14 protein-coding genes are annotated in these 19,051 nt (G+C 59.4%); 3 read left to right on the top strand and 11 right to left on the bottom strand.

Translation table 11 applies throughout. The annotated features are described in order from the left end of the window. Window positions 1–36: 36 nt before the first annotated feature. The 5 genes from SPL01S_RS02170 to SPL01S_RS02150 form a co-directional block, all read right to left on the bottom strand. Window positions 37–1,053 (bottom strand): Zn-dependent oxidoreductase, encoded by a 1,017-nt coding sequence (locus SPL01S_RS02170; protein ID WP_063197538.1) that lies wholly within the window; start codon window positions 1,051–1,053, stop codon window positions 37–39. Window positions 1,054–1,067: 14 nt separating this feature from the next. Continuing rightward, window positions 1,068–2,282, bottom strand: a complete 1,215-nt coding sequence (gene manD, locus SPL01S_RS02165) for a D-mannonate dehydratase ManD (protein ID WP_063197340.1) — start codon at window positions 2,280–2,282, stop codon at window positions 1,068–1,070. 193 nt (window positions 2,283–2,475) lie between these two features. Beyond that, window positions 2,476–3,375: a lipid kinase YegS gene (yegS, locus tag SPL01S_RS02160; RefSeq protein ID WP_063197338.1), complete on the bottom strand. Its 900-nt coding sequence runs from the start codon at window positions 3,373–3,375 to the stop codon at window positions 2,476–2,478. 488 nt (window positions 3,376–3,863) lie between these two features. After that, window positions 3,864–5,216: a prephenate-dependent tRNA uridine(34) hydroxylase TrhP gene (gene trhP / locus SPL01S_RS02155; protein WP_004951966.1), complete on the bottom strand. Its 1,353-nt coding sequence runs from the start codon at window positions 5,214–5,216 to the stop codon at window positions 3,864–3,866. A 235-nt stretch (window positions 5,217–5,451) separates the two neighbouring features. Continuing rightward, window positions 5,452–5,790, bottom strand: coding sequence for a YegP family protein (locus tag SPL01S_RS02150; protein WP_004951963.1), 339 nt, complete (start codon window positions 5,788–5,790; stop codon window positions 5,452–5,454). Between the two features lie 349 nt (window positions 5,791–6,139). Here SPL01S_RS02150 and SPL01S_RS02145 point away from each other — a divergent pair, with 349 nt between their 5' ends. Beyond that, a complete protein-coding gene (locus SPL01S_RS02145) occupies window positions 6,140–6,403 on the top strand; it encodes an antitoxin (protein WP_006318240.1) in 264 nt (87 codons plus the stop codon). Between the two features lie 2 nt (window positions 6,404–6,405). After that, window positions 6,406–6,795: a type II toxin-antitoxin system VapC family toxin gene (locus SPL01S_RS02140; RefSeq protein ID WP_006318241.1), complete on the top strand. Its 390-nt coding sequence runs from the start codon at window positions 6,406–6,408 to the stop codon at window positions 6,793–6,795. On the opposite strand, the gene baeR is transcribed toward SPL01S_RS02140, so the two are convergent. Genes baeR through SPL01S_RS02110 form a run of 6 tightly spaced genes read right to left on the bottom strand, consistent with a single transcriptional unit; the run spans window position 6,790 to window position 17,775 of the window. Then, entirely contained in the window at window positions 6,790–7,506 is a 717-nt protein-coding gene (baeR, locus tag SPL01S_RS02135; RefSeq protein WP_004951961.1) for an envelope stress response regulator BaeR, read from the bottom strand. The two genes, SPL01S_RS02140 and baeR, sit on opposite strands and share 6 nt — an antisense overlap. Then, window positions 7,506–8,888, bottom strand: coding sequence for an envelope stress sensor histidine kinase BaeS (baeS, locus tag SPL01S_RS02130; protein WP_062868259.1), 1,383 nt, complete (start codon window positions 8,886–8,888; stop codon window positions 7,506–7,508). Before baeS ends, baeR begins: the two co-directional genes overlap by 1 nt. Beyond that, on the bottom strand, window positions 8,885–10,318 hold the full coding sequence (locus tag SPL01S_RS02125; RefSeq protein WP_063197336.1) for an MFS transporter: 1,434 nt from the start codon (window positions 10,316–10,318) through the stop codon (window positions 8,885–8,887). The genes baeS and SPL01S_RS02125 overlap by 4 nt, the downstream gene beginning before the upstream one ends. A 19-nt stretch (window positions 10,319–10,337) precedes the next feature. After that, entirely contained in the window at window positions 10,338–13,418 is a 3,081-nt protein-coding gene (mdtC, locus tag SPL01S_RS02120) for a multidrug efflux RND transporter permease subunit MdtC (RefSeq protein WP_063197334.1), read from the bottom strand. Beyond that, complete coding sequence (locus SPL01S_RS02115; protein ID WP_063197332.1) at window positions 13,415–16,531, bottom strand: MdtB/MuxB family multidrug efflux RND transporter permease subunit; 3,117 nt, start codon at window positions 16,529–16,531, stop codon at window positions 13,415–13,417. Before SPL01S_RS02115 ends, mdtC begins: the two co-directional genes overlap by 4 nt. After that, on the bottom strand, window positions 16,531–17,775 hold the full coding sequence (locus SPL01S_RS02110; RefSeq protein ID WP_063197330.1) for an MdtA/MuxA family multidrug efflux RND transporter periplasmic adaptor subunit: 1,245 nt from the start codon (window positions 17,773–17,775) through the stop codon (window positions 16,531–16,533). Before SPL01S_RS02110 ends, SPL01S_RS02115 begins: the two co-directional genes overlap by 1 nt. Before the next feature lie 269 nt (window positions 17,776–18,044). On the opposite strand from SPL01S_RS02110, the gene SPL01S_RS02105 reads away from it, so the two are divergent. Continuing rightward, complete coding sequence (locus SPL01S_RS02105; protein ID WP_063197328.1) at window positions 18,045–18,998, top strand: aldo/keto reductase; 954 nt, start codon at window positions 18,045–18,047, stop codon at window positions 18,996–18,998. Window positions 18,999–19,051 lie beyond the last annotated feature (53 nt).

Genomic DNA, 19,051 nt, shown 5'->3' with positions numbered 1-19,051 from the left:
GCGGCCAGGCCGCTCTATGCCCCGGTGTTAACAAAACTAACTGAATTGCAGTAACACTTTGCAGCAGGTGCGCTGATCTTTTTCGAACATCAGCATCGCCTGTTCCACTTCACTGGCGGCGACGCAATGGGTGATTAACCGCTGCGGGTCGATTTTTCCGTTGGCCATCCAGTCGATAACCTGCGGGAAGCGGGCGCTGTTGAGGCGCGAGGAGAAAATCGACAGCTCCTTGCTGGTGATACTTTGCTGGGTGACGGTGCAGGCATCGCCGGAGAAACCCATGATGCCGATGCGCGCCGCCGGTGATGCAAGGTTAATGGCTTCCTGCAAAATGGCCGGGTGGCAGGCGGCGTCGACAATCAGCGTCGGGCGGATGCCTCGTCGTTCCAGCTCGGCCGGCAGCGAAGCCTCGGCGTTATTGAACGTCCAGTCGGCACCGTTTTCTTGCGCCATGGCCAGCCGTTCGGCGATGCGGTCGGTAACAATCACCTGCTTCACGCCGTAGACCCCTTTCAGCGTCTGGATCACCGTCAGCCCCATCGGCCCGGCACCGTAGATCAGCGCGATATCCTCGGCCCTGGGTTGCAGATGGGCGGTGATATTGGCGGCAATGGTGAAAGGCTCGACCATCGCGGCGTGGCGATCGCTGATGCTTTCCGGAATGCGGTAAGCGTTGCGCGCCGGGGCGCAGGCATAGTCGCTGAAGCCGCCGTCGCGGTGCACGCCGATCACCTGCAGCTCGCTACAGACGTTGGGGCGCCCGATGGAACAAGGATAACAATGGCCGCAGCTCACCACCGGATCCACCGAAACGCGTTCGCCGATGCGTTGCGGGTCGACGTCGCAGCCCACCTGATCAATCACGCCGAAAAACTCATGGCCGATCACGCGCGGGTAGCGGGCGAACGGGTTATGCCCATGATAAATGTGCACATCGGAGCCGCAGATGCCGGCAAACTTCACCTTTACCCGCACTTCGCCGGCCGCCGGCTGCGGCAGCGGGCGCTGCTGGATAACCAGCCGGCCAGGTTGTTCAATCACCACGCTTTGCATTGCGCGTTCTCCCGTTACCAGTTCCATAAGGTGCCGTCCTCCAGGCGCGCGACCGGCAGATAGGCCGGTTCGTACGGATAGCGTGCGGCCAGTTTTTCGTCGAACTCAATGCCCAACCCCGGTTTGTTGCCCGGGTGCATGTAGCCGTCGTTGAAGGTCCAGCTGTGCGGAAACACCTCGAGCATTTGTTCGGAGTAACCCATATATTCCTGCACGCCAAAGTTCGGCACCCACAGATCAAAGTGCAGCGCCGCCGCCATGCAGATAGGCGACAGGTCGGAAGGGCCATGCGAACCGGTACGCACCTGATACAGCGAGGCGAAATCGGCGATGCGGCGCATGCCGGTGATACCGCCTGCGTGGGTGAGGGTGGTGCGGATATAGTCGATCAGCTGTTCTTCAATCAGCTGTTTGCAGTCCCAGATGCTGTTGAAGACTTCGCCGACGGCGATAGGCGTAACGGTATGCTGGCGGATCAGCCGGAAGCACTCCTGGTTCTCCGCCGGGGTCGGATCTTCCATCCAGAACAACCGGTACTGTTCAATGCTTTTGCCAAAGCGCGCGGCCTCGATCGGCGTCAACCGGTGGTGCATGTCGTGCAGCAGATGCTCGTCAAAACCGAACCTGTTGCGTACCGCCTCGAACAGCTTGGGGGTGAAATCGAGGTATTTCTCCGTGGACCACAGCTGCTCTTCCGGCCAGTTGCCTTTGGTGGCCGGTTCGTAGGCCTGCCCTTTGCCTTTGGCCATGCCGTAAGTGGTTTTCATGCCCGGCACGCCGCACTGGGCGCGGATGGCTTTAAAGCCCAGCTCTTTATGTTTGGCGTAGTCGTCGAGCACTTCGTCGATGGAATGGCCGGTGGTGTGGCAGTAAACCATCACGCCGGTGCGCGATGCGCCGCCCAGCAGCTGATACAGCGGCATATTGGCGGCCTTGCCCTTGATGTCCCACAGCGCCATATCGACGGCGGAGATGGCGGACATGGTGACCGGGCCGCGCCGCCAGTAGGCGCCTTTATAGAAGAATTGCCAGATATCTTCGATCTGGTGGGCATCGCGGCCGATCAATTGCGGGCAGACATGATCTTTCAGGTAGGAGGCTACCGGCAGTTCGCGGCCATTGAGGGTGGCGTCGCCGATGCCGGTAATGCCGTCGTCGGTGGTGATCTTCAGCGTGACGAAATTCCTGCCTGGGCAAGTGACAAACACCTCTGCGTTAACAATTTTCATAACGTCTACATCCTGTTCCCACGGGTCATTAATAGGGAAAAAATACGCCATGAACTAACTACCATACAAGTATGATTTAAAGGATTTGCCGGGGAAGATCACATTTCATCGCGTAAATAGAGGGAAGGGATAAGGGCGAACCGGTGGGGGCGCAGCAGGCTGGCTGCGCCCAGGGATCAGAGAAAGGGCGGCCTTAGCCCAGCAGCTCGCAGTTGGGTGGCAGGCGGCATTCAATGGCGTTCGGCAGCACTTCGATGCGGAAATGCGTGCCCTTCAGCGGCTCGCCGTCGAGGTTAAAGGTGATCTCGTGCGGCGCATTGATTTCCAACCAAGGCAGCGCGGCGCTAACCACGTTTTTGTTTTCCTCGTCGTTAACCAGGCTGGCCACCAACGCCGGCAGCAGTTCGTCTGCGATCAGCAGCCGCAGTTGCAGCAGCCCGTCGTTGATTAACGCGTCCGGGCACAGCTGCTGGCCGCCTCCGGCCTGCTTGCCGTTGCCGATGCCAATCACCAGCGCGTCTCCGGACCACTGGAAATCCGGCCCGCGGATCTCGCAGCGGTCGGCCTTCAGCGTATCCATGCGCAGCAGGCCATGAATAAAGTAAGAAACGCCGCCCAGTACGGCCTTTAGTTTTTCCGGCGTTTCGGTGGTGATGCGGGTGCCGAAACCGCCGGTTGCCATGTTGATAAAGTAACGTTCGTCATTGACCTTCGCCAGATCGATCGGTACCGCACGGCCTTTCGTCGCCAACAGCAGCGCCTGTTCCGGTATCAGCGGAATATTGCAGGCCACGGCGAAGTCATTGGCGGTGCCCAGCGGCAGTATGCCCAGAGCCGGGCGGCTGCCCGCAGGCAGCGCCGTCAGCGCGGCGGCCACTTCGTTGATGGTGCCGTCGCCGCCGCCGGCAATCAGCGTGGCGACCCCCAGTTGGCAAGCTTCCTTCACATAGCGCGCCGCGTCACCCTGTTCCCAGGTCACGCGAACGTGCAGGGTCTGGCCCTCATCCCGCAGCTTCTGCACCGCAAGGCGAACGTCTTCGTTGCCTGCGCCTTTGCCATTAATGATAAGAAGCGCTGACGTGTGTTGACTCATTCCCTCTCTCCCGGCTGACCAATGCTTTGGACTGAAAAAGATAAACTACAAGTGGAGAGCAGACCATCAGAATATTCAGTTAATTCTGATTATGGTCAGCGGGCCAATGATTATTTCTGCATATTTGGCTTAATTTAAGATATAGGTGCGGTATCAGCAGCGAGTTATCGTTAATGGTTTAATTAATCGATGAGGTTGGGTATTTATATGGAAATGCAGTTTGGCGTGTTATTAAAATAGATAACTCGACAATTTTAAATGTTAAAAAAATATTAGGGTTTCATCTGCGGGTATTTTGACGGCACCAAAGAAAAAGCCAGCCCAAGGGAGATTGGACCGGCTAAGGAGGTGGTTCCTAGTATTGCTATGCAAATATTTTTCATTCTTGGTTTTAAGCAGGCTGATGGTAACCAAGCTGCGCGGTAATTGATGTGATCCAATTCTAATATTTGCTAAAAATCGCCACCTAAGGGTGGCGATGGGTGTTTTTACGCGGCGGGACTCTGGGTGTCCGGTAAATTGCGGATCAGCAATGCGTAATTGAGATCGATATCCTGTGGGATCGGCAAATAAACGATGTGCCCGTTGCCAGGCGCCACGTCGATCGCTTCGCCTTTCTTATTTTGCATGCTCTCCAGGGTAAACAACACGTTACCGCCGGGGGTCATCATCTCCACGCCGTCGCCGATCATAAACTTGTTTTTCACGTCCACTTCCGCCCAGCCGTCGCGCCTTACGCCGGTAAATTCGCCGACGAACTGCTGGCGTTCGGACAGCGAGGAGCCGTAATCGTAATTTTGCTGCGCCTCATGCACGTGGCGGCGCAAGAACCCTTCGGTGTAACCGCGGTGCGCCAAACCTTCCAGCGTGGTAAGCAGCGAGGGATCGAACGGCTTGCCTGCGACCGCATCGTCAATGGCGCGACGGTAAACCTGTGCGGTGCGCGCGCAGTAGTAAAAGGACTTGGTGCGGCCTTCAATCTTCAACGAGTGCACGCCGAGTTGTGTCAGACGCTCTACGTGCTGGATGGCGCGCAGATCTTTCGAGTTCATGATGTAGGTGCCGTGTTCATCTTCAAAGGCGCTCATGTATTCATCCGGCTTTTGCGCTTCGGAGAGCATGAACACCTTGTCGGTCGGCGCGCCGATGCCCAGCGTCGGCTCGACGGTCTGCACCGGGATCGGCTCATGCAGATGCACGATGTTGCCGGTGTCATCCTCTTTGCCTTCTTCCGCCTTGTACTGCCAGCGGCAGGCGTTGGTGCAGGTGCCTTGGTTGGGATCGCGCTTGTTGATGTAACCGGACAGCAGGCAACGGCCGGAGTAGGCCATGCACAGCGCGCCATGCACGAAGATTTCCAGCTCCATCTCGGGGACCTGGCTGCGGATCTCGGCGATCTCCTCCAGCGACAGCTCACGCGACAGGATCACGCGCGTCAGCCCCATCTGCTGCCAGAACTTCACCGTCGCCCAGTTGACCGCATTGGCCTGCACCGACAGATGAATGTCCATCTGCGGGAAGGCTTCGCGCACCATCATGATAAGGCCGGGATCGGACATGATCAGCGCGTCCGGGCCCATATCTATCACCGGTTTAAGATCGCGAAGGAAGGTTTTCAGCTTGGCGTTGTGCGGCGCGATGTTCACCACCACATAGAACTTCTTGCCCAGCGCGTGGGCTTCGTTGATCCCCTGCGCCAGATTCTCGTGATTGAATTCGTTGTTACGCACCCGCAGGCTGTAACGCGGCTGGCCGGCATAAACCGCATCGGCGCCATAGGCAAAGGCGTAACGCATGTTTTTCAGCGTTCCGGCCGGGGAGAGAAGTTCCGGTGTAAACATAATGAGTCTCGGTCTGATTTCAGGTCAGTATACCTGTGTCTTTCAAACTGCAGCTTTGTTGACTGCAACATGAAAGCCAGTGGGTATAACGCACCACCAAATGGCGCAGTAAAAGCGGGGGATTGTAGCGGCAGAGCGGCAAAAAATCAGCAGTTAACCGGATTTATTACAGGGGGATTGATCCCGGTCATAAGAAAAACGCGCGATGGCGATCATCGCGCGCCGGGTGACGAAGTTACGCGCTTAAATCGCGCACGTCGGTGCTTGGGCCGTTCTTGATCACCGACTGAATGCCGTTTTTCGCCGCAGTTTCAGAACTGTACATTTCACTGACGCCGATCACCTGATGGTTCTTGGCTTTCAGTACAAAGTAAGGTTGATTGCTGGTGCTGTGTTTCAATTCGTACTGCGCTTCCTGAGGCGAATTGGTTTGCACCGAGGCAATGCCATTCTCCGCCGAGGCTTTGCTGGCGTACATCTCACTGCCCAAAATGATTTCGCCATTACTGGCTTTCAGGTTGAAGTGGTATTGCCCATTCTTTGCTTTTTTCAGCTCATAGTGACCGATTGCCATGGTTCCTCTCCTGTGGGTTCCGATAAGTGATGTAAGTGTAGCCAATAGCTTGAAATTGAGCGGCTAATAAACATCCTTTGCGCAGCATAGCTTAAAAAAGACGCAATTTTTTTGCGTTGGCGTTGAATTTCATCAGCAAGGGGCGCCAAAGCACGAGAAGCTAATGGCGAGCCCGATGCCCAAATTGCGTAGCTTGCCGCACATTGGATAACGCGGTATTCCGCTGAAGGGCATTGCGCGTTAAGGTTTGCCGCATCGCAAAACAATGCGATTAAAAAACAAGCGAAGCATCTTGGCATCGACGCGGTACAGGCATATGCTTAGGCCTATGCCTGTCAGGAGGGTGCAGATGGAAAGAATCGCAAAGCTGTTTAAAAATGGCAGAAATCAGGCGGTGAGGTTACCCGTGGAATTCGAATTTGACACAGATCGCGTATATATCCGCCGCGATCGGGAGGGGAATGTGATTTTATCGAAATACCCTGCAAAACCGGACAGTTGGGAGCCGCTGTTGAACATAATCGCCAAAACGCCGGTACCGCATGATTTTCTGGGCGCGGATGAACGCCAACAGGGCATTGCCGACCGGGATCCTTTCGCAGAGGAAGAGTAAGCATGTATATGTTTGACACCAATACCGTGAGCCACCTGTTTCGCCGGCACCCAGGTTTGCTGAGTGCGATGGAAAAGGTGCCGCCTTCCACCGTATGCATTTCCAGCATCACGGAGGCAGAGCTGCTTTTTGGCGTGGCCAAGCGGCAGAGTAAAGCGTTGAAAGCCATGGTAACGGCGTTTTTAGCCGCGGTGACCGTTTATGACTGGGATAGCGAAGCTGCCCGCTGTTATGGCGTGATGCGGGCGAGCATGGAGAAAAAAGGCAAAGTCCTGGGCGCGCTGGACCAGTTGATTGCCGCGCATGCGCTTAGCCGGGGCGCGACAATGGTCACTAGCGATCGGGCCTTCGGCATGGTGTCCGGGCTGGACGTTGAAGACTGGACCCTATAGCCCGTTTATCAGCCGGCAGGGTTCGGATTCCCAGCGATAACCCACGCCGTATACCGAGCGAATAAACGACTTTTCACCGTCGATCAGCTCCAGCTTGCGCCGCAGGTTTTTGATATGGCTGTCGATGGTTCGGTCGGTGACCACCCGGTAGTCGTCATACAGATTGTTCAGCAACTGCTCACGCGAGAAGACGTTGCCCGGCTGGCTGGCCAGGGTTTTCAACAGGCGGAATTCCGCCGGGGTGAGATCCAGCATCTGGCCTTGATAGCTGGCCTGAAAGCGCGGTTCGTCGATATGCAACTGCGTTTCTTCCTGCTGATTTTCCAGCGGCCGATAGCAGCGGCGTAAAATGGTTTTCACCCGAGCCACCACTTCTCGCGGGCTGTAAGGCTTGCAGATGTAATCGTCCGCGCCAATCTCCAGCCCCAGCAGGCGATCAATCTCCTCAATCTTCGCCGTCACCATCACCACCGGAACATCGGTAAAACGGCGCAGTTCGCGGCATACCGTCAACCCGTCGCTGCCCGGCAGCATTAAATCCAGCAGGATCAGCGCCGGGGAGTGTTCATGTACCGCTGGCACCACCTCGCTGCCGTTGGTCAGCCAGCGGGTGGCGTATCCCGCGGCCTGCAGATAGTCCACCAGCAGTTGGCCCAGTTTGGGTTCGTCTTCAACAATCATGATTTGCAACGGCTGATTCTGGGATTCCATCATGGCGCCTTATTCATTATCGGGGTGGCAAATTCTACTGTAATCCGCACGCCGCCCAAAGGCGAGTGCGCAGCAAAGATCTGGCCGTTGTGGGCTTCCACGATGTTTTGACAAATCGACAGCCCCAGGCCGGAACCGCCGCTGGCACGGTTGCGCGAGCCTTCGGTGCGGTAGAAGCGTTCGAAAATGCGCGCCAGCTGTTCGTCGTTGACGCCGGGCCCGCTGTCCTGCCAGTAAAGCCGCAGCCGCCCCGGCAACTGTTCTGCGCCAATCTCCAGCTTACCACCGGCGTCGGTATAGCGCAGGCTGTTCTCCAGCAGGTTGTTGAACAACTGATTGAGACGATCGGGATCGCCGAACAGCGGCGCCTGTTCCGGCAGCAGGGTGACGATCTCAAGCCCTTTGGCGCGAAAACGCTCGCGGAAGGTGGCGACCGCAATTTGCAGCAAATGTACGCAGTCGACCGACGATTTACGGTAGGCCAGTGCGCCGAGATCGGACAGCGAAAGCTGATGCAGATCGTCCACCAGTTTGGTCAGGGTGGAGACCTCCGCCTGCAGCGAGCTGAGCGACGCCTGCGTCGGCTGGCGTACGCCGTCCTGCAATGCCTCCAGTTCGCCACGCAGTACCGCCAGCGGGGTGCGCAACTCATGCGACACGTCGGCCATAAAAGCGCGCCGCATCTGCTCGTTCTTTTCCAGCGAGGTGGCGAGCTGATTGAAATCCTGCGCCAAGCGGCCGAGCTCATCCTGGCTGTCGACGGTCACGCGGGTACTGAAATCACCGGCCGCCAGCCGGTGGGTGCCGGCGACCAGCCGTTTGACCGGGGCCAACAGCCCGCGCGACATCAACCAGGTCACCGCCGCCGCCAGCAGCGTGGAGAGTGCGACTATCATCCAACTGGTGCGCTTTTGCTGCTGGTCGAAATTGATATCGGTATTGCGGGTCAGCCGCTCGACCGGCGTGGTGATCACCCAGCCGACGATTTCGTTGTTGTAGCGGATCGGATGGCGCGGGCCTTCTTTGGGCACCGGGCCGGAATGTCCCACCAGCCGGTTGAATTGATTGTCCACCACCCAAAACTGAGTGCGCCAGCCTTTGGGCGGCAGATTATGGCTGCTGTCGCTGTTTTGTTCGAACGAGCGCATGATCTGGTAAATCACCTGATCGTTATTGCGCAGAAAAACCCAGTTGCCGTGATGGCTGTACTGTTCTTCCAGCGCTTCGCTCAGCATGTTGATACGTTGTTCGTTGCTGTGCTTGATGTAGCCGATGAAACCGCGTTCAAAGCTGACGCGCACGCCCCAGTGCATGGTGATCAGCACCAGCATGCAGGTGGCGAAGATGGCCAGAAACAGTTTCCCGGTGATGCCTATTCTCATTTTTGTAACCTCGTTGAACCGGTGCCCGGCTCTTTGGTCAGCGTGCGGTTTGGCGCGCTATCCGGCGGCACGCGGGCAAAAGCCAGCGCGGGCAGGGCAATGATTAACGCCATACAGCAGTAGCTGTAAATAAATGCGCTGTGTATCGCCGGGCTGTCGGTGACCACCTGGTGATGGGCAAAGCTGCCAATCAGGATCCCGGCGATGCTGACGCCGAGGCTCATGGACAGCTGCATCACCATCGACAGCAGGCTGTTGCCGCTGCTGGCCAGCCGGTCCGGCAAATCTTTCAGCGTCAGGGTATTCATTGCCGAGAAGCGCAGCGAGTTGACCATGCCCTGGAAGAACAGCACCGCCGGCAGTAGCCAGATCCAGTCGATCATCGCCACCAGCGGGAAGCTCAGGCTGATCAACGCCAGCATCAGCGTGGCGGCCACCAGCACGTTACGGTAACCGAAACGGTTAACCACCCGAACCACGATACGCTTCATCCCCATGCTGCCGATAATCATCGGGATCATCATCAGCCCGGCGTGGAACGGGGAAAACCCCATGCCCACCTGCATGAACAGCGGGGTCATAAACGGCAGCATGCCGCTGCCGATACGGCCCAGCAGGCTGGCGGTCAGCCCCACCTTGTAGGTCTGGGTTCTGAACAGCCGCAGGGAGAACAATGCCCGGCTGTTTCCGCGCGCATGCCACCAGTAACCTGCCAGCGCCGCAATGCCCATCGCCACCAGCCCGGCGATAGTGGCGATGGACAGCCCCATGCCCTTGTGGCCGTCGAGCGCCAGCGTCAGCGTCGCCATCCCGATCGCCAGCATGATAAAACCGCTGACGTCGAAGCGCCGGGTCTGCATGCGGTAGTTGGGCATCAGCAGCAGCGTGGCGATGGCGCCGGCGATGCCGACCGGGATATTGATCAGGAAAATCCAGTGCCAGCTGGCGTACTGCACCAAAAAACCACCCAGCGCCGGCCCCATCAGCGGGCCGATTTGGCCGGGCAGGGTGACGAAGGTCATTGCCGCCATATATTGCTCGCGCGGCACGATCTTCATCACCGTCAGGCGGCCGACCGGCACCATCATCGCGCCGCCGATGCCCTGGATCACCCGCGAGGCGATCAGCTCATTCAGGGTTTCCGAACGGGCGCAGAGGATTGAGCCGAGGGTGAACAGCACGATGGCGCTGAAGAACACCCGCTGCACCCCAACCCGATCCGCCAGCCAGCCGCTGGAGGGCAGCATCACGGCTACCGTCAGCACGTAGGAGACGATCACCGACTGCATGCGCAGCGGGTTCTCCCCCAGGCTGACGGCCATCGACGGCAGGGCGGTGTTGACGATGGTGGTGTCCAGCGTCTGCATAAAGAAGCCGAACGCCACGATCCAGAGTTGCCACTGTACTGAGGCGGTGCGTTTTATGATCATCAGTCAACCGGGTTAATCATTAGTGAGGCAGCGGATCCAATTTCTTGCCGCGCCGGAACTTCATCTGCAGCCGGTCAAAATACAGATACACCACCGGCGTGGTGTACAGCGTCAGCAACTGGCTCATGATCAGACCGCCGGCGATGGTGATGCCGAGCGGCTGGCGCAGCTCCGCGCCGTCACCGCTGGTCAGCACCAGCGGCAATGCGCCGAACAGCGCCGCCAGCGTGGTCATCATGATTGGCCGAAAACGCAGCAGACAGGCCTGGAAAATGGCTTCTCGTGCGCCGATGCCGCCGTTGCGCTGCGCATCGAGGGCGAAGTCGACCATCATGATGGCGTTCTTCTTCACGATGCCGATCAACAGCATAATGCCGATCAACGCGATCAGGCTGAAGGGGGCGCCGAACAGCTCCAGCGCCAGCAACGCGCCGACCCCGGCGGAAGGCAGGGTCGACAAGATAGTCAGCGGGTGAATATAGCTCTCGTAGAGTACGCCGAGCACGATATACACCGTGGCGATTGCGGCGGCGATCAGGAACAGCTGGGATTTCAGCGTGTCCTGGAATACCTGCGCGGTGCCGGCAAAGGCGCCGCGCACCGTGGACGGCACACCGAGCGCCGTTATGGTGCGTTCCACCGCGGCGGTGGCGTCTGACAAGCTGCCGCCGTCCGGCAGGTTAAAGGAGATGGTCGAGGCCGCCGACAGCCCCTGATGGTTGACCGACAGTGGTGCATTGGCCGGCTGCCAGCGGGCGAAATAGGCCAGCGGGATCGCCTTGCCGTCTTTGTTTATCACGAACATCTTGTCCAGCGAGCTGACGTCCTGGGTATAGGGCTGTGCCACTTCCATCACCACCTTGTACTGATTGAGCGGCTGATAGATGGTGGAAATCTGCCGCTGACCGAAGGCGTTGTTCAGCAGGGCGTTGGCGTCGGAGACCGAAATGCCGAGCCGTGCCATGGTTTCACGATCGTAGATCAGATCCATCTCCGAGCCTTTGTCCTGTTGGTCGGAGTTGACGTCCGCCAGCTCCGGCAGCGCGGCCAGTGCGGTACGGATCTTAGGCTCCCATTCGCGCAGCGCGGCGAGATCGTCTGCCAGCAGCGTGTACTGGTAGCTGGCGTTGGATTGCCGGCCGCCGACGCGGATGTCCTGCACCGCCATCAGGAACAGGCTGGCCCCCGGCTCTTTCGCCAGCCGGGCACGCAGCCGGGCGATCACCTTCTGCGCGTCATCGCTGCGCACCGAAAGCGGCTTCAGCGAGATAAACATCGACCCGCTGTTGGTGCGCGAACCGCCGGTAAAACCGGTGACGTTTTCCACGTCCTTGTCTTCGCGCACGATCTTCATGAAGTCTTCCAGTTTCACTCGCATCGCCTGAAAAGAAATGCTCTGGTCAGCCTGGATAAAGCCCAGCAGGCGGCCGGTATCCTGTTCCGGGAAAAAGGTTTTCGGGATGCTGACATACAGCCAGACGTTGAGCGCGATGGTGGCGAAAAATATCGCCAGCACCCAGCGCGAGTGGCCGAGCACCCAGTTCAGCGAGCGGCCGTAACCCTGTTGCAAGGCCAGCAACATTTTGCCGAAGCCGCGAATACGCCGCTGCGCGCGCGCCGGCTGGTGGCGCAGCAGGTAGGCGCACATCATTGGCGTCAGCGTCAGCGAGACGATCAGCGACAGCCCGATCGACACCGACAGGGTGACGGCGAACTCGCGAAACAGCCGCCCGGGCAGGCCGTCCATCAGCAGCAACGGGATAAACACCGCCACCAGCGACACGCTCATCGACAGCACGGTAAAGCCGACCTCCCGCACCCCTTGCAGCGCGGCGTTGAGCGGTTTCATGCCGGCCTCGACGTGGCGCGAGATATTCTCCAGCACCACGATAGCGTCATCGACCACAAAGCCGGTGGCGATGGTCAGCGCCATCAACGACAGGTTATTCAGGCTGAAGCCGCACAGGTACATGGCGGCGAAGGAGCCGATCAGCGACACCGGCACCGCGACCGCCGGGATCAGCGTGGCGCGGCCGGAGCGCAGGAAGATGAACACCACCAGGATCACCAGGCCGATGGCGATCACCAGCGACTGCTCCACTTCCGCCAGCGAGGCGCGAATGGTCGGCGAACGATCCTGGGCGATATTCAGCTGGATTGACGCCGGAATACTGTCCTGCAACGTCGGCAGCTCGGCGCGAATGCGATCGACGGTTTCAATGATGTTGGCGTCCGGCGCACGGCTGATCGCCAGAATAATCGCCGGTTTGGCATTGGTCATGCCGGCGTTGCGTACGTCCTGTACCGAGTCTTTGACCTCGGCCACATCCCCCAGCCGCACCGCCGAGCCGTTGTTGTAGTGGATAATCAACGGCCGATAGGCATCGGCGGTTTTCAACTCGTCGTTGGCCTGGATCTGCCAGCGCTGCTGCGGGCTTTCCACCGATCCCTGCGGCCTGCGTACGTTGGCGCCGCTGATGGCCTGGCGCACGGTGTCCAGCGATACGCCCTGGTTGAACAGGGCGGTCGGGTTCAACTCCACCCGCACCGCAGGCAGCGAGCTGCCGCCGACCGAGACGTCGCCCACGCCTTCGGTCTGGGCGATTTTCTGTGCCAGCTTTGTGGAGGCAAAGTCGTACAGTTGGCCCTGGCTGTAAGTCTCCGACGTCAGCGTCAGGATCATGATCGGCGCGTCGGACGGGTTGACCTTACGGTAACTCGGGCGGTTCGGCATGCCGGTGGGCAGCAGGCTTTGCGCGGCGTTGATCGCCGCCTGCACGTCGCGGGCGGCGCCGTTGATATCGCGATTGAGATCGAATTGCAGGATCACCCGCGTGCTGCCCAGCGAGCTCATCGAGGTCATCTCATTGACCCCGGCAATCCTCCCCAACGCACGCTCGAGAGGTGTCGCCACCGACGAGGCCATGGTTTCCGGATCGGCACCCGGCAGTGAGGCGCTGATCGAAATCACCGGGTAATCGACCTGCGGCAGCGGCGAGACCGGCAGCAGGCTAAAGCCAATCACACCGCTGATGGCTATCGCCAGCGTCAGCAGCGTGGTGGCGACCGGCCGGTAGATGAACAGGGCGAAGAATTTCACGGCAACTCCTGCGCATCGGGCTGGCGACGGGTATTGCGCGCCAGTTTGTCAAACAGCAGGTAGATCACCGGCGTGGTGAACAGCGTCAGGATCTGGCTCATCACCAGCCCGCCGACCATACAAACCCCGAGCGGGTGACGCAGCTCAGCGCCGGCGCCGGTGCTGAGCATCAGCGGCAGCGCGCCAAGCAATGCCGCCAGCGTGGTCATCAGGATCGGACGGAAACGCAGCAGGCAGGCCTGATAAATCGCGTCGTACGGCGTCATGCCCTGCTCACGTTCGGCGGCCAGCGCGAAGTCGATCATCATGATGGCGTTTTTCTTCACGATACCGATCAGCAAGATGATGCCGATAATGGCAATCACGTCCAGCTCGCTGCCGGCCATCATCAGCGCCAGCAGTGCGCCGACCCCGGCGGTCGGCAGGGTGGAGAGAATGGTCACCGGGTGAATAAAGCTCTCGTACAGCACGCCCAGCACGATATACATCGCCACCACCGCCGCCAGGATCAGCCACAGCGTGCTGCCCAGCGCCGCCTGGAACGCCAGCGTCGCGCCCTGGAACTGGGTGGTGATGTCTTTCGGCATGTTGAGATTTTTTTCCGCCAGGCTAATGGCGTCCACCGCTTCGCCGAGCGAATAGTTGCCCGCCACGTTAAACGAGATGGTCGCCGCCGGGAATTGATCGAGATGGTTGACCGACAGCGGCCCAAAGCGCTCCTCGATTTTGGCGAGGGTGCTCAGCGGCACCGTGGTGCCGTTGCTGCTGGTCAGACGGATATCGTTCAGCGCCGCCAGCCCCGGCGTGGTGCTGACATCGTGCTCCAGCACCACGCGATACTGGTTGGCCTGGGTGTAAATGGTGGAGATCAGCCGCTGGCCGAAGGCGTTGTACAGCGCGTTGTCCACGTCGCTCATGCTGATGCCAAGGCGCGAGGCCGAATCGCGATCGACATTCACGTAGGCCACCAGCCCCTGATCCTGCCAGTTGCTGCTCACGTCCGCCAACTGCGGCGTCTGCTTCAGCTCGGTCATCAACTGCGGCACCCACAGGCTGAGATCGTCCAGCGACATCGCCTGCAAGGTAAACTGGTATTGCGTGCGGCTGACCTGGGTGTCGATGGTCAGATCCTGTACCGGCTGCAGATACAGCTTCACACCGGGGAACTGTGCGCTCTGCTGTTGCAGGCGGGCGATGATCGCCGGAATGCGTTCACTGCGCTCGCTCAGCGGTTTAAGGTTGATCTGCAAACGGCCGCTGTTGAGCGTGGCGTTGCTGCCATCGACGCCGACGAACGACGTCAGGCTTTCCACCGCCGGATCTTTGAGGATTTCCGCCGCGACCTGCTGTTGGCGTTCGGCCATATTGCTGAACGACACCGTCTGCGGCGCTTCCACCGTGCCCTGAATAATGCCGTTGTCCTGTAGCGGGAAGAAGCCTTTCGGGATCAGCAGATACAACAGCACCGTCAGCGCCAGGGTGCTCAGCGCCACGCCGAGCGTCAGCCACGGGTGATTCAACACGATTTTCAGCCACTTGCCGTACTGCGCAATCACCCGGTCGAAGAAGCGCTCGGAGGCGGCGGAAAACCGGTTCTGCTTGCGCAGCGATTCGTGGCTCAGCATGCGCGCGCACATCATCGGCGTCAGCGTCAGCGACACCACGGCGGAAATCAGGATCGCCACTGCCAGCGTTACGGCGAACTCGCGGAACAGCCGGCCAACGATATCCCCCATAAACAACAGCGGAATCAATACCGCCACCAGCGAGAAGGTCAGGGAGATAATGGTGAAGCCGATTTCGCCGGCGCCTTTCAGCGCCGCGTCGAGCGGCTTTTCACCCTTTTCGATATAGCGCGAGATGTTTTCGATCACCACGATGGCGTCATCGACCACAAAACCGGTGGCGATGGTCAGCGCCATCAGCGTCAGGTTATTGATCGAGAAATCGAGAAAATACATGGCGGCAAAGGTGCCGACCAGTGACAGCGGTACCGCGACGCTCGGAATAATGGTGGCCGGCACGTTGCGCAGGAACACGTAAATCACCATGACTACCAGCGCAACCGCCAGCAGCAATTCAAACTGCACGTCGTTGACCGAAGCGCGAATGGTGGTGGTGCGATCGGTCAGCACCTTGACGTCCACCGACTTCGGCAGGCCTTTTATCAGCTGCGGCAACATTTCGCGAATGCTGTCGGCGGTGGTGATCACGTTCACGCCCGGCTGGCGTTGAATATTCAGCACTATTGCCGGCTGTTTGTTGGCCCAGGCGGCCAGGCGGGTATTTTCCGCCCCCTGTTCGATGGTGGCGATATCCTGCAACCGAATGGCCGCGCCGTTTTGGTAGGCGACAATCAGCTGGCGGTAGTCGTCGGCGGATTTCATCTGATCGTTGGCGGAAAGCGTCACCGAGCGCGTCGGCCCGTCCAGGCTGCCTTTGGCGGAGTTGACGTTAGCGTTGCCGATGGCGGTGCGGATGGTTTCGCTGTCCAGACCGTAGGCGGCCACCGCCGCGGCGTTGAGCTTCACGCGCACCGCCGGCCGCTGGCCGCCGGAGAGGGTAACCAGACCTACGCCGGTCACCTGGGAAATTTTTTGCGCGACACGGGTTTCCACCATGTCTTCCACCTGGGTCATCGGCATGGCGGTCGAGGTGACGGCCAGCGTCATTATAGGTGGATCCGCAGGGTTGACCTTGCTGTAAATCGGCGGGTAGGGCAGATCGCTCGGCAGCAGGTTGGTGGCGGAGTTGATCGCCGCCTGCACTTCCTGCTCGGCGACGTCGAGCGGCAGCTCAAGCTGGAATTGCAGCGTTACCACCGACGCGCCGCCGGAGCTTTGCGATGCCATTTGTTTCAGGCCGGACATCTGGCCAAACTGGCGCTCCAGCGGGGCGGTAATGGCCGAGGTGACCACGTCCGGGCTGGCGCCGGGATACAGCGTGACCACCTGAATGGTCGGGTAATCCACCTCCGGCAGGGCGGAAACCGGCAGGGAGCGGTAGCCGATAATCCCCGCCAGCAAAATAGCTACCATCAACAGCGTGGTGGCGACCGGGCGCAGAATAAACAGGCGGGAGGGGCCGCCGGCGTTAGGTGGCATCGCCTGCATCAGGATTTCCTCTGTGCGAGCGGCTTGCTGCCCGGCGTGGCTGCCGCCGGGGTGGCCTGCGGTGTCACCACTTCAACCTGCATGCCTTCGGTCAGGCGATCGATGCCGTCGGTCACTACCCGGTCACCGGCGTTCAGGCCGGCGCTGATGACCACTTGTCGGCTGTCCTGCACGCCGGTGGTCACGCGGTGCTTGCTGACCTTGTTGTCTTCGCTCAGGGTCCAGACGAAGTTGCCTTCGTTGCCCATCTGCAGCGCGGCGGTCGGGATGACAATCGCGTTATGCAGGGTAGCCACCTTCAACCGGGCGTTGACGAACTGGTTCGGGAACAGCGCATCGTCTTCATTGGTGAAACGCGCCTTCAGCTTGATGGTGCCGGTCGTGGTGTCAATCTGGTTGTCCAGACTCAGCAGCGAACCGGTCGCCAGTTGAGTCTGGTTGGTGCGGTCCCAGGCTTCGACGCTGACCGGACCGGCTTTTTGCGCCTTGAGCAAATCGCCGATATTGCCTTCCGGCAGGGTGAATACCACGTCGATAGGGTGGGTCTGGGTGATCACCACGATACCGGTGGTGCTGCCGCTGGTGATGTAGTTGCCGACGTCGACCAGTTTCAGGCCGACGCGGCCGTCAATCGGCGCGGTGATGCGGCTGTAGGTGATTTGCAGTTTGGCGCTGTCGACCGAGCCCTGATCGGCTTTGATCGCGCCTTCGGTTTGTTGTACCAGCGAGAGCTGGGTATCCAGATCCTGACGCGAAACCAGGTTGGTTTTCGCCAGTTGCTGGTAGCGCGCCAGATCCCTGCGCGCATTGGCGAGTGTCGCCTGATCTTTTGCCAATTGCCCCAAAGCCTGCGTCAGTTGCACTTCAAACGGACGCGGGTCGATTTCGACCAGCAAATCGCCGGCTTTGACCTGTTGGCCCTCGGTAAAGTGGACGGCCATCAGTTGGCCGTCGACCCGGCTGGTGACGGTAACGGTATTGGCGGCGGTGGCGGTGCCCAACCCGGAGAGATAGCGCGGTACCGTCTGTTCGGTGGCGGTTGCCGCCTGTACCGGCGACATCGGCGCGCCGCGTCGGCCACCCGCTGCGGCTTTGCCGCCACCGGCGTGAGGTGCGGCAGAGGCCGTATCTGATGCGGGAACCGCAGTATTGAAGTGACGCCAAATCAGAACGGCGGCAATGACCACTATCACCACAACCAGCAGGCGCGGCAGCAGTGAACGACGTTGGGTTTTTGCATTCATGGTGGCGAAAATTCTCTCCAAAAGGCAGGGGTGCGGGCACTCATTGCCACAAAAGTTACACTCCTTACAGAATACTAGTTTAGCCAGTAAAGACGGCATAAAAATGAAGGAAATATGGAGGAAGCGTCAGCATTATCTGAATAGAGTGTCAATTTTATCCTGCTATGTTTATAAGCGACCGGCTTCGACTTATAGCCAATGCGTTTTAACGATTTCTTGATTCCGCGCTAATAATTAACCTGCAAATTATTTATCCCATGGAGCATGCAATGAGCAAAAGAGAATTGGGCCGTTCGGGCATTCAGGTGCCGGCATTGACCTTCGGCGGCAATGTGTTTGGCTGGACGGCGGATCGCGAGACGTCATTCAGCCTGCTGGACGCGCTGGTGGAAAACCAGCTCAATTTCATCGATACCGCCGACGTCTATTCGAGCTGGGCGCCGGGTAATCAGGGGGGAGAGTCCGAAGCCACGATTGGCGAGTGGCTGAAAAAAAGCGGTAAACGCGATCGGGTGATTATCGCCACCAAGGTGGGCAAGCCGATGGGCGAAGGCAAACAGGGGCTGTCGCCGCGCTACATCCAACAGGCGGTGGAAGACTCGTTGCGCCGCCTGCAGACCGACTATATCGATCTCTATCAATCGCACGACGATGACCGGGACACGCCGCTGGCGGAAACCCTGGCCGCGTTCGATGCGCTGATCAAGGCCGGTAAGGTGCGGGCGATAGGCGCTTCCAATTATCAGGCCGATCGCCTGGAAGAGGCGCTGAAAGTGAGCGAGCAGGAAGGGCTGGCGCGTTACGAAACCCTGCAACCGGAATACAACCTGTACGCGCGCGAAGGGTTCGAAAAAGAGCTGGCGGCGGTGACGCAACGCCATGGCCTGGGGGTGATCAACTTCTTCTCGCTGGCCAGCGGCTTCCTGACCGGCAAATACCGCAGCGCGCAGGATGAGGGCAAGAGCCAGCGCGGTGACACAATCATTGAGCGCTATCTCAACCCGCGCGGTTTCCGCATATTGGCCGCGTTGGATCGGGTGGCGGAAAAACACCGCACTTCGCCGACGCAAGTCTCGCTGGCCTGGCTGATCGCCCGGCCGGGCATCACTGCGCCGATCGTCAGCGCCACGTCGTTAAAGCAGTTGGATGAGCTGATCGCCGCTACCCGGCTGCAACTGGACGCCGATGATATTAAGGTGCTAAACGAAGCCAGCGCCGGGTAATACGGATTGCCGGACAGTAATTTTGCTCTATCCTGAATGGGTCAATGTGATCC

It is taken from the genome of Serratia plymuthica NBRC 102599, assembly GCF_001590925.1.
Lineage (GTDB): Bacteria > Pseudomonadota > Gammaproteobacteria > Enterobacterales > Enterobacteriaceae > Serratia > Serratia plymuthica.
Note: the sequence above shows the minus strand (reverse complement) of the source record. Positions and strands in the feature narration are given on the sequence as shown.